This window comes from Hymenobacter agri (genome assembly GCF_054778495.1).
Genome location: NZ_BAAGZM010000083.1, coordinates 1 through 11,293 on the forward strand (window position 1 = coordinate 1; position 11,293 = coordinate 11,293).

Genomic DNA, 11,293 nt, shown 5'->3' on the forward strand with positions numbered 1-11,293 from the left:
GAGCCGGCCCGCGCCGGCGGTGGCGGGCGCTAGCGTTGCGAGGTCAGCCATGTCAGGTCCTGGGCTTGGTTGGTGGCGGGGTGCAACAGCTGCAGCAGGGCATCGCCGAGGTCGGCGCGCTCGCCGTGGGCAAATTCATCCATCGTGCCCCAGAATTTCACTGCGCTCTCATCGATGATGAGCAGGTGGGTAGCCAACTGCTCAATGTGGCCCAGGTTGTGCGACGACACGAACGTGAGGGCCTGCGGCTGGTAGCTGCGCAGCAAACTCAGCACGCGGTCGGCGGCAAACACGTCGAGGCCGTTGAAGGGCTCATCCAGAATCAGCAGCTCGGGGCGGTGCAGCAGGCAGGAGGCAATGGCCACGCGCTGCTTCATACCGGTCGAGAAGGTGCTCAGGCGCTTGCGGCGTACGGTGTCGTAGTCTTCCAGCAAATGGCCCAGCAGGCTGGCAATGCGCGCCTGCGCATCGGGCAATTCGTAGATGCGGGCCACGAACTCCAGGTATTCCTCGGCCGTGAGCTCCTCTACGAGGTAGCCCTGGTTCACGAGCGCGCCCATGCGGCGCTTCACCGCCACGGGGAAGGTTTCGCCCATCGCCTCGCCGTCGATGAATATCTGGCCGCTGGTAGGCAGCAGCACGTTGGTGAGCAGGTTGAAGAGCGTGCTTTTGCCGGCGCCGTTGCGGCCCAGCACGCCCACGCACATGCCGGGGCCGGCCGTCAGGCTCAGGTCGCGCAGCACAGTTTTCGGGCCGAAGGTTTTGGTGATGCTTTGTAGGGTTAATTCCATTAGGAAAGGAAGGGGAAATGCGGAATCGTAATGATAATCAGTAAAAAAGAACGTCATGCTGAGCGCAGCCGAAGCAGCTCTGCCGCAGCAGTATTTTCAATCGTTGACCTTTAATCGTCGGTTGTTCGATTTAATTACTACTGCGGTAGAGTTGCTTCGACTGCGCTCAGCATGACGTTCTACTTTTTTGCTCGTCGGGGCCGCTAGTTATTCGATTTGCAGCCCGCAAACGAGCGCACGTCGGTGTAGTGAATGCTGAAATCGGCGCGGCTGCGGTCTTTCACCACCAGCAGCACGTAGTCGGCGAAGTCGCGGGCGGGGGCATCGGCCCACAGCCCGGGCTTGTCGGCAAACAGCTTGTTCTGCTCCTTGAACACCAGCACGTCGGCAAAGGCCTCCTCGGGCTCCACGTACACCGTGCCGAAACAGTAGCCGCGCCGCGCCGGGTCGGTTTCGAGGTACACCGAGCCGAATATTTTGCACGGCTCGAGCGGGCCGGCGGCCGGTGCTTTGGCCGGGGCGAAAGCCAGCAGGAAACTCAGGAGAAAAGAAAGCATGTGAGAAGGGCTGAGGATTGAATGGTGAGGGCTGAATGACAAAGGCAATGCCGCACTACGTCTGCAACTCAACCCTCAACCCTAAAAATTCAACATTGCTTAAAACGACTCGATGATGGTGGTAAAGTCGGCCGCTTTCAGCGAGGCACCGCCGATGAGGCCGCCGTCCACGTCGGGCTGGCTGAACAGCTCCTTGGCGTTCTGGGCGTTGGCCGAGCCGCCGTAGAGGATGGTGGTGTTCAGGGCGGCTTCGGCGTCGTAGGCGCGGGCAATGCGCTCGCGGATGAAGGCGTGCACCTCCTGCGCCTGCGCGCTGGTGGCCGTGCGGCCCGTACCAATGGCCCAGATGGGCTCATACGCTACCACTACCTGCGCAAACTCCTCGTTGCTGAGGTGGAAAAGGCCATCTTCCAGCTGCTTACCGATGAAGGCGAACGTCTCGTCGGCCTCACGAGTTTCGAGCGACTCGCCCACGCAGAAAATGGGCTTCAGGCCGGCGGCCAAGGCAGCTTTCAGCTTCTGGGCCAGCAGGTCGTCGGTTTCGTGGAAGTACTGACGCCGCTCGGAGTGGCCCAGAATCACGTACTCGCAGCCCACCGAAGCCAGCATGCGCGCCGACACTTCGCCCGTGAAGGCGCCGCTTTCCTTCTGGTGGCAGTTCTGGGCGCCGAGGTGGAAGCCACTCTCGGGCAGGTGCTGCTTGATGCCCGCCAGGTAAGGGAAAGGCACGCACAGCACTACTGCCGGGGCGTCGGGGGCGGCCACGGCCGGGCCGGCCATGGTGGCGAGTTCAGTAACCAATGCCTGGCCTTCGGGGTAGGTCAGGTTCATTTTCCAGTTGCCGGCAACAAGGTTCTGGCGCATAATCAGGTGGTTCAGGGAATAAAATGAGTTAGAGCCCGCAAAGCTAGGGGCAAACCGGGCTTGGCGGCCTCCAAACGCAAAGCCCCCGCCAGATTGGCGAGGGCTTGCGGCTGAAAGGCGGAAAGGAAGAAGGTTATTCCACGCTCAGGGGGCGGCTCAGGGCCACGCCGTCCACGGTCAGGCGGCAGGTGTAGAGGCCGGGGGCCAGCGTAGCAGCGTCCAGCTCGGCGGTGTGCGAGCCAGCGGCGCGGGTTTCGCCGGTCAGCAGCTCCGCCACGCGGCGGCCCAGGTTGTCGTACACGGCCAGGCTCACGCTGGCGGCTTTCTTCAGGCTGAAGGGCAGCTGCGTGCGGCCCGAGGTGGGGTTGGGGAAGGCCGGCGCGAAGGCGGCGAAATCGGATGCCACAGTGCGGGTGGCGGTGGGCACAAAACCAACCAGGCTGGGGCCGTAGAAGTCGTCGACGTAGATTTTGCGGCGGGCCGTGGTGTTGGGCGCTACCAGCAGCACAATCTCGTTCAGGCCGGTGTTGGGCGTGGCGCTGGGCGAGTTCACGAAGTTGAAGGTGAGGGTTTCCCAGGCGTTGGTAGCGGTGGTAGTGGCGGTGTATTCCGAGTTGCGGCCGGCCGGGTAGTTGGTGGCGCCGGCAACGGTCGAGTCCTGCAGCGTAATCTGGAACACGATGCCGGGGGCGGGGCTATACACCTTCAGCGACATGCGCTGGGTGTTGTTGCGGAAGTTGGTCACGTCGTTCAGGGCCGCGCCGCGGGGCTGCAGCACCCACGAGTCGTACTGCTGCGTCGAGCGGGTGTAGCGGGCCACGCGGGCGCTGGTGTTGCCGGCGCCGGGGGCGGGGTTCAGCGTGTCGAGTTTGAGGGCACCGGCCGTTTTATAGGCGATGTACTTCACGGCGCGGGTACCATCGTAGTTGTCGTAGAGCTGGCGCACGGCCAGGTTGGTGGGCGGGGCCACGGCCTGCAGCTCGGGGCCCATGATGTCGTCGAGGTAGTAAGTGGCGGCGTTGTTGGAGTTGGGCGCTACCTGAAACAGCATCTGGTCGATGTCGGCCGACGTTACGGTGGCGTCGAAGTTGCCGGCGCTGGCTGCGCTGGGCGTGAAGGTGAGGATTTCCCAGTCGTTGACCTTGGTCGTTACGGCCGTGTACTCGGTGCCGAACTTGCCGCCGGGGTAGGGCTGCGCGTTCGACTTGGTGCTGTTTTGCAGCACGGCCGCCACCGTCACGCCCGCCGCCGGGCTTCGGAATTTCACGCTGATGCGCTTGGCGCCGCCGGTGGCGTAGGCCGCTACGTCGAGCATTTTCGCGTTGTTGGGCTTCACCACCAGCACGGCGTACTGCGCGCCGCCAGCCCGCGCGTAGGAAGCGCAGGTGCTGCTGCTGTTCACGGTGCTGCTGCCGGGGTTGGCCACGTTCTGCGTCAGGGTGCCTTCTACCACGGGGTAGCTCACCAGGCGGGTATTTTCAAAGTTGTCGTACAGCGTCTGGGCCGAGGCCGCGGCGCTGCTGGCGGCCACTAGGGCGGCCGTGGCAAACAGTTTGGTAAAGTTGTTCATGAGATGGTGGGTTTTGGGTTGGTGGAATTTGATTTTTTTGCGAATGACTTTCGGTGTTTGGTAGAAGGGGCCAGTTAAAACAACCAACCAAAAACCAACTACCAAAAGCCAGGGTCAGGACTTGCTCATCTGATAAAACCGCACGTAGTCCACCAGCATCTGCTGCGGGAAGGCGGCTTCGTCGATGCCCTTCTGGCCGCCCCATTCGCCGCCCACGGCAATATTGAGCAGCAGGTGAAAGGGTTGGTCCCAGGGCCAGGTTTCCCAGCCGGTGCCCTCGTTGCGGTGGGCGAAGTACAACTGCCCGTCGACCTGGGCCGTGATGGTCTCGGGCGTCCATTCCACCGAGTACACGTGGAAGGTGGTCGTAGCGTCGGGTAGCTTGGTGATGCCCGTTTTCTGGGTATTGAGGCGGAAGTAGTAGGCCTTGCAGTGGGTGGTGGCATGCACCACGTTGGGGTCGTAGCCCACGTGCTCCATGATGTCGATTTCGCCGTTGTCGGGCCAGCCTTTGTTGCCGTACAGGTTCTTGTCGGGCAGCATCCAGATGGCGGGCCAGGTGCCCCGGCCGGCCGGTAGCTTGGCCCGAATCTCGAAACGCCCGTAGAGCTGGCTGCCGCCCTTGCCGCGCGAGACGAGCCGCGCCGAGGTGTACGGATTGCCAGCCACCAGCGCCTCCTTGCGGGCCTCAATGATGAGGTTGCCGCCCTCGACGCGGGCGTTTTCGCGGCGCTTTTTGGTATAGTACTGCTCTTCCTTGTTGCCCCAGCCGTGGCCGCCCACGTCGTAGGTCCACTTGGCCGAGTCGGGCAGGCCGGTGTAGTTGAATTCGTCGCTCCAGGCCAGCTTGGTGAATGTATATCGCGGCGCGGCCGCCGGAGCCTTTGGGGCGGGCGCGGTGCCGCCGGCACCAAGCAGCAGCAGCAAACCAGGGAGCAGAGTCGAAATCATGCGGAGAAAGAGAAAGCAAAAACAGTAGCCGGGAGCTGCCGGGAGCCAGTGCGGCAGGCCATTTGGCCGCCAGCCCATGCGGGCCGGCGACCAGGGCCCTTGCCGACCGGGGATTCCCACCACGGTCCCGGCCGGCGCGAGCGGCGGGCCGGAGCCCGCCTATTCTTTGTATTTGTAGTAGCGCACGTAGTCCACCTGCATCTGCTGCGGGAAGGTGGTGGTGCCGTCGGGGTTACCGTCGAAATCGCCGCCCACGGCCACGTTCAGAATCAGATAGAACGGGTTGTTGAAGGGGTAGGGCGATACCTGCGACTGCGTGGCCGTGAAGTACTTTACGCTGTCGACGTACCACTCCAGCTTATCCTGCGCCCGAATGAGGCTGAAGGTGTGGAAGTCCTGTGAAAAATCGCGGCCGCCGGGCAGCGTATAGGTCGTGGAAAGCGGCTGGGGCTTGGTGGCCACGCTGTTGCCGAAGTGCAGGGTGCTGATGTTGACCTGCGGCGTGCTGCCGCGTAACTCCATGATGTCGATTTCGCCGCAGGCCGGCCAGCTCACCTGGCTGTCGTTCGAGCCCAGCATCCAGATGGCAGGCCAGATGCCCTTGCCTTTGGGCAGCTTGGCGCGCACGTCGATGCGGCCAAAATTGAAGTCGCGCAGGCCCTTGGTGTTGATGCGGGCCGAGGTGTAGTTGCGGCCGTGGAAGCTTTCGCGCTGGGCCGTGATAACGAGGCTGCCGTTGTTCACGGCCAGGTTGTTGCGCGAGTCGGTGGTAGCCTGCAGCTCATTGTTATACCACACGTCCTTAATCTCAGGCGTCCACTTCTGGGCATTGAGCGAGGCGCCATCAAATTCGTCGCTCCAGGCCAGCGTGCGGTAGCTGCTGTAGGGCATGATGGTGGCATTCACCGGCTCGGGCGTGACGGCGGGCGTCTCGACGATGGTGGGGCCGGGCGGGTTCTGGGTGCAGCCGGCGGCGGCCAGGGCCATGGCGGCGAAGCCAAGCGCAAGACGGGTCGAAGAACTATGAAATAGCGTCAGCATGAGGATAGCGAAAAGGATAAGTGGGAAACTTATTTCACCCGTAGCTTGAGGGTGAATACCGTGGCGGGCGTACCGGCCGGCACAGGGGCACCCAGCGTCCGGAGCACCATTGTGCGGTTGTTGATAGACAGGATGCGGTAGGTGCGGTCGGAACCAGCATCGGTGGCCCCGATGAAAGCGTTGGGCGAAGCCAACACAAACTGCCCCACACCCGAGCCCGTTGCCTGGCCGAAGGTGAACGTGGTGGTAAGTGAGCGAGGAGCTTGGCAGGAGTAGGCGCCCGCTACAAAGGTTTCGGCCTTCGCATCGTAAATGAAGTTGTGGCTGCTCGTAAACGTGTATTCGTCATCGGCCTGGCAGCTGGGCAGGCTGCCCAGTGCTCCTCCGGCGAAGTAGGCCGTAGGGTCGGCCTCGGTACCTACCGTGATGGTGTTGGCCACCGTGTTGTCGAGCACCCAGGTGCGCGAGCTGCCCCCCGTGAGGCGGCGCTCGGTGATGACCAGCACCGGCGGCGTGGGCATCAGCGTCACTTCCGTGATGGTGCCGTTGGGGTTGGTGCCGCGCAGGCGCAGCACCGTGGCCGTGGCCTCCACGATGTCGTAGGTTTTGTTCACCACCGAGTCCGTGACGCCGATGAATGACTTCGGACGCTGCAGCACAATCTGGCCCAGGCCATTGGCCGTGGGGCGGAAGACGAAGCCGCCGGCCCCGTTCAGGTTGGCGCCGCAGTTGTCGCCGCCGTCGTAGGTGTAGGTAAACGTCTGGTCGAATTGAAACTGGTCGTCGCCCTGGCAGTCGGGCAGCGGCGCGGCCGACTGCGACAGGATGGTGGTGCCGTTGGCCGCGTAAGTCTTAATGGCGCCGGCCTGGTCCGAGTACGTCCAGCTGGTGGCGTTGTTCTTGCCGCAGTCGATGAGTGCCGCGTAGGCCGCGTTGCCGCAGGCCGACGGAATGGTCACATCAACCGGGGCGGTGCTGGTGCCGCCGCGGCCCGCTACCACCAGCTTCACCTGGTAGGTACGGGGCAGGGTGTAGGTGTGCGTCACGTTGCGGCCGCTGGCCAGGGGCGAGCCATCGCCGAAGTCCCACTGGTACAGGAAGCCGTCGGTGCTGGTGTTGGTGAAGGTGGCCACTACCGGAAACTGGGTCGTGTTCAGCGCCACGGTGAAGCTGGCCGTCGGCACCGGGCCTTCCAGCTCGTCCACTTCTTTTTTGCGGCACGAGCCCAGCGCTACGGCCCCCAGGGCCAGCAGCAGTACAGATTGACGAATGGAGCTAAGCATGGGAGCGGAGGAAAGCAGGGGTGGGAAAAAACCGGGGCGCTTAGTAGCCATCGTTTTGCGTCAGGTTGGGGTTGGCGTCGCGCTCGCTCTGCGGAATGGGCAACACCACATTGAAAGGTTTGATGCCCTTGCTGATGAGGTGGGCGTTGGTGAGCAGCTTGCCCGTGCGCTTGAGGTCGAACCACCGGTCGTCTTCGAAGGCCAACTCGTAGCGGCGCTCGCGCAGCACGGCGGCCGAAAAATCGCCGGTGTTGCTGCTGTTCAGGTCGTGGGGCTGGGGCGAAGTGCTGGCCATATCCTCGCCAAAAGCCCGGCGGCGCACCACGTTCAGGTACTTAAAGCCATCGGGGGTTGCGCCGAGGCCTTCGGCGGCGATGAGGTAGATTTCAGCCAAGCGCAGCACCGGGAAGTTCAGGGGTGAATCCCATACGTTGGTCACACTTTTGGGCACCAGCCACTTGCGCACGTTGTAGCCGTTGGGCGAGCCTTCCAGCTTAGCCGGCTGCGAAGGGTAGGTGCTGCCGGCGGGGTAGGGGTCGCCGGGTTTGAAGATGGTGACGGCCTGGCGGCGGTCGCCGGCCTCGTAACCATCCACGAAGTTGGGCTCCGGAATGTTGAAGCCGTAGCCACCCTGCGGCGCCAGCCCCTGTCCGCGCGGGGCAAAAAACTCGTTGCCCACGAAGCCCAGGTGGTTGAAGTCGTACGACTGCGAGGGGTCGTACACAAACTGCACTTCGAACAGCGACTCCTTGCCGTTCTCATTTTCCAGCTTGAAGTTGTCGCCGTAGTTGGCCCACAGGCTGTGGGGGCTGGTCGTGATGATGAGCTGCGCCAGGCGGGCGGCCTCGGCCTTGTTGCCCAGCGTGAGCTGCACCTTGGCCAGCAGGCCCATGGCGGCCCACTTGGTGGCGCGGCCCAGGTCGGAGCCGCTGTAGCTGCTCGGCAGGCTGGCGCTGGCGGCGGTAAGGTCGGTCACAATCTGCTCGTACACCTTGGCGGCGGCCGTGCGGGGAATGGCGGCCTCGGCCGGGCTAGTGGGCGGCGTGGTCAGCAGGGGCACATCGCCGAAGCAGCGCACGAGGTCGAAATAGTACTTGGCCCGCAGAAACTGGGCCTCGCCCAGGCAGCGCGTCCGGATGTCCGGGCTCATGTTGGTGATGCCGGGCACCTTCTGCAGCACCAGGTTGGCCGTGCCGATGCCCACGTAGCAGCCGGCCCATAAGGCGCTGGTCATGGGGTTGCTGCTGGGAATGTTGAACTGGTCGAGCTGAATTTCCTCGGCCCCGTCGCCGCCGCCGCCGCCGCCGGTGTTCGAGTTGTCCGACATAATATCGCCGATGCCCCACAGCGAGTAGTTGTACTGGCCCTTGCGGCTCAGCTGCGAATACACCGCGTTGGTGGCCAGAATGGCATCCGTTTCATTGCGGTAAAAGTTCTGGGTCGTGAGCTGGTCGCGGGGCGTTTCGTCCAGAAACTTTTCGCCGCAGCCTGCCGTGGTCAGCAGGCCCAGCGTTAGCAGGAAACCCACGGTGGCCGTTTTAGGAAAGAAATTCATGTGGTGGGAATTAGAAGGTGGGAAGGCGGGCCAGAAGCAGCTTCCTAGAAGCCGATGTTGATGCCCGCCAGATACACCCGCGACTGCGGGTACACGCCAAAGTCGATGCCGCGTCCGCCGAGCTCCGGGTCGAAGCCCGTGTATTTGGTCAGCGTGAGCAGGTTCTGGCCGGTCACGTACACGCGCAGGCTTTGGGCGGCCACGCGCTGGGTCAGGCTCTTGGGCAGGTTGTAGCCCAGGGTCAGCGTTTTGATGCGCAGGTAGGAGCCGTCCTCGATGAAGTAGCTGCTCACGCGCAGGTTCTGGTTGGGGTCGCCGGCAATGGCGCGGGGCACGTCGGTGCTGGTGCCGGGGCCGGTCCAGCGGCCCAGCACGCGGGTGCTGCTGTTGCCGTTGCTGTACAGGCCGCCTTCGGTGTACACACGGTTCAGGTTGTACACCTGGTTGCCCTGCGAACCCTGCACAAACACGTTCAGGTCCAGCCCGTGCCAGCTCAGCGTGTTGTTCAGGCCGTAGGTGAAGTCGGGGTTGGGGTTGCCGATGAAGGTGCGGTCGGCATCGGTAATCTTGCCGTCGCCGTTCAGGTCCTTGAAGCGTATGTCGCCGGGGCCGGTGCTCTTGCCGGGGTCGGCATTCACGGTCTGGGTGGCGTGGTTTTTCACGTCTTCCGGCGTCTGGAACAAGCCGTCGGCCACGTAGCCGTAGAATGCGCCGAAGGGCTGGCCCTTGTCGTAGCGCACCAGGGCGGCCCCGTTGCGGTTGGTGGCGCCGTTGAAGGCCACCCCGCCCGTGCCCAGGTCTTCAATCTGGTTTTTATAGGCCGAGAACACGGCCGTCGTCGTCCAGTTCAGGCCGCCTTCGCCGCCGTTCAGGTTGCGGGTCGAGAGCGACACGTCGATGCCGCGGTTGTACGAGACCAGCGAGTTGGTGGGCACGGCCTCATAAGTACCCGTCACGAGGTAGGCCGGCACGTTGTTAATCAGGTTGGGCGAGCGGCGGTTATACACGTCGATGGTCGCCTCGATGCGGTTGCCGAACAAGCCCAGGTCCAAACCAATGTTGGTTTGCACGTTGTCTTCCCAGCGCAGCTGCGTGTTCTGGGCACGGGTCGGGGCCGCGCCCGAGTTGATGGTCTGGGTGCCCGTGGCCGTGTTGCCGGGGCCGAAGGGGTACGTAATACCCGTGTTGATGGTAGCCAGGTAGGCAAACTGCCCGGCGTTCAGTGGGTTGCCCACGCGGCCGTAGCCGGCGCGCAGCTTCAGGTTGCTGATGACGGCAATGTTCTTGATGAACGCCTCCTCCGACAGGCGCCAGCCCACCGAAGCCCCCGGGAAGAACCCGAACTTGTAGCCCGGTGCAAAGGCCGAGCTGCCATCGTAGCGCAGCGTGGCCGACAGCATATACTTGCCCGCGAAGTCGTAGTTCACACGGCCGAAGTAGCTGGCCAGGCGCGTCTGGCTGCTGGTGCCGCCGTTGGTCTGGTTGGTTTGGGGGCCGTTGTTGAGCTGCTGCAGGTCGTTGCTGAGGTAGCCCACCCGGTTGGCGCTCACCGAGTTGAAGTTGAATTCCTGCGCCGACTGCCCGGCCAATATCGTTACCTGGTGCTTCTCGGCAAACAGGCGGTCGTAGGTCAGCGTGTTCTCGATGAGGTAGCCGGGGTTGTAGTTCGAAAACGCGTAGGCCGAGGCCGTGCCCGGGCCGTTGCGCGGCGAATTGGGGCCCAGCGAGGGCGTGAAGCCGCTGCCGTTGTCAAAAATCAAGTCCACGCCCACGTTGGTCCGGAAGCGCAGGTGCTTCACCGGCTCCACTTCGGCAAACACCGTCGACAGCACCCGGTTGCGGTTGAACTTGTTGTTGGCAATCAGCGACTGTAGCACCGGGTTGGGCTCCACGTAGTTGTCGGCCTTGGTGGCCTCGTACCAGCTACCGTCGGGGCGGTACACGGGCAGCGTGGGCGGGGCCTGCAGCACGTTGTTCAGCACCCCGAACTCGTCGTTGCCAGTGTTCAGCTGCCGGTCGCTCAGGTGCGTCAGCGACAGGCTGTTGCCAATCTTCACGCGCTTGCTCAGCTCAATGTCGCCGTTGGCGCGCAGCGTAAAACGCTCGAAGTTCGAGCCGTTCAGCGTGCCATCCTGCTGGAAGTAGCCGCCCGATACCGCGTAGCGTGCCTTCTCACTGCCGCCCGAGGCCCCCAGGTTGTAGCTCTGAATCACGGCCGTGGGCCGGAAAACGGCCTTCTGCCAGTCGGTGCCTTCGCCCAGCGACTTGGGGTCGCGCAGCTTGTCCTGCACCGGCGATGAGCCCTGCGCCAGCCGGCTCTCGTTGTTGATGACGGCGTACTGCTCGGCATTCAGCAAGTCGAGCTTGCGCCACACCTGCTGTACCCCGCGGTAGCCGTCAAGGTTGATGCTGGACGTGCCCGCCTTGCCGCGCTTGGTGGTAATGATGACGACGCCATTGGCAGCCCGCAGGCCGTAAATAGCCGTGGCCGAAGCATCCTTCAGTACGTCAATCGATTCAATATCATTGGGATTGATGGCGTTGAGCTGGTTCTCCACGCTGTTGCCGCTGGCATCCGACGAAGGCAGCGGAAACCCGTCGACCACGTACAGCGGCGAGTTGTTGCCCGCCGACGTGATGCCGCGCACCCGCACCTGCGTGCCGCCCGCCCCGCCCGGGGC

At 63.5% G+C, this 11,293-nt stretch carries 9 protein-coding genes; all 9 read right to left on the minus strand.

The genetic code is table 11. The features are described from left to right. Positions 1 to 29 precede the first annotated feature (29 nt). Positions 30 to 791, minus strand: coding sequence for an ABC transporter ATP-binding protein (locus tag ACYVDE_RS06770; protein ID WP_460500722.1), 762 nt, complete (start codon positions 789 to 791; stop codon positions 30 to 32). Positions 792 to 994: 203 nt separating this feature from the next. Continuing rightward, entirely contained in the window at positions 995 to 1,348 is a 354-nt protein-coding gene (locus ACYVDE_RS06775; protein ID WP_460500723.1) for a DUF6150 family protein, read from the minus strand. Positions 1,349 to 1,447: 99 nt separating this feature from the next. Beyond that, positions 1,448 to 2,212: a triose-phosphate isomerase family protein gene (gene tpiA, locus ACYVDE_RS06780; protein WP_460500724.1), complete on the minus strand. Its 765-nt coding sequence runs from the start codon at positions 2,210 to 2,212 to the stop codon at positions 1,448 to 1,450. Between the two features lie 133 nt (positions 2,213 to 2,345). Continuing rightward, positions 2,346 to 3,782, minus strand: coding sequence for a T9SS type A sorting domain-containing protein (locus ACYVDE_RS06785; RefSeq protein ID WP_460500725.1), 1,437 nt, complete (start codon positions 3,780 to 3,782; stop codon positions 2,346 to 2,348). A 114-nt stretch (positions 3,783 to 3,896) separates the two neighbouring features. Continuing rightward, positions 3,897 to 4,733, minus strand: coding sequence for a glycoside hydrolase family 16 protein (locus ACYVDE_RS06790; protein ID WP_460500726.1), 837 nt, complete (start codon positions 4,731 to 4,733; stop codon positions 3,897 to 3,899). Positions 4,734 to 4,892: 159 nt separating this feature from the next. Further along, positions 4,893 to 5,774, minus strand: coding sequence for a glycoside hydrolase family 16 protein (locus ACYVDE_RS06795; protein WP_460500727.1), 882 nt, complete (start codon positions 5,772 to 5,774; stop codon positions 4,893 to 4,895). Between the two features lie 29 nt (positions 5,775 to 5,803). Then, positions 5,804 to 7,057: a PKD domain-containing protein gene (locus tag ACYVDE_RS06800; protein ID WP_460500729.1), complete on the minus strand. Its 1,254-nt coding sequence runs from the start codon at positions 7,055 to 7,057 to the stop codon at positions 5,804 to 5,806. Between the two features lie 40 nt (positions 7,058 to 7,097). After that, a complete protein-coding gene (locus ACYVDE_RS06805) occupies positions 7,098 to 8,612 on the minus strand; it encodes a RagB/SusD family nutrient uptake outer membrane protein (protein ID WP_460500730.1) in 1,515 nt (504 codons plus the stop codon). A gap of 44 nt (positions 8,613 to 8,656) precedes the next feature. Continuing rightward, positions 8,657 to 11,293: SusC/RagA family TonB-linked outer membrane protein (locus ACYVDE_RS06810; RefSeq protein ID WP_460500731.1), on the minus strand; the 2,637-nt coding region annotated here is incomplete at its 5' end.

Excerpts from the sequence above, each read along its gene's own strand:
- ACYVDE_RS06770 (WP_460500722.1), bottom strand. The coding sequence starts at position 791 with ATGGAATTAACCCTACAAAGCATCACCAAAACCTTCGGCCCGAAAACT.
- ACYVDE_RS06775 (WP_460500723.1), bottom strand. The coding sequence starts at position 1,348 with ATGCTTTCTTTTCTCCTGAGTTTCCTGCTGGCTTTCGCCCCGGCCAAA.
- tpiA (WP_460500724.1), bottom strand. The coding sequence starts at position 2,212 with ATGCGCCAGAACCTTGTTGCCGGCAACTGGAAAATGAACCTGACCTAC.
- ACYVDE_RS06785 (WP_460500725.1), bottom strand. The coding sequence starts at position 3,782 with ATGAACAACTTTACCAAACTGTTTGCCACGGCCGCCCTAGTGGCCGCC.
- ACYVDE_RS06790 (WP_460500726.1), bottom strand. The coding sequence starts at position 4,733 with ATGATTTCGACTCTGCTCCCTGGTTTGCTGCTGCTGCTTGGTGCCGGC.
- ACYVDE_RS06795 (WP_460500727.1), bottom strand. The coding sequence starts at position 5,774 with ATGCTGACGCTATTTCATAGTTCTTCGACCCGTCTTGCGCTTGGCTTC.
- ACYVDE_RS06800 (WP_460500729.1), bottom strand. The coding sequence starts at position 7,057 with ATGCTTAGCTCCATTCGTCAATCTGTACTGCTGCTGGCCCTGGGGGCC.
- ACYVDE_RS06805 (WP_460500730.1), bottom strand. The coding sequence starts at position 8,612 with ATGAATTTCTTTCCTAAAACGGCCACCGTGGGTTTCCTGCTAACGCTG.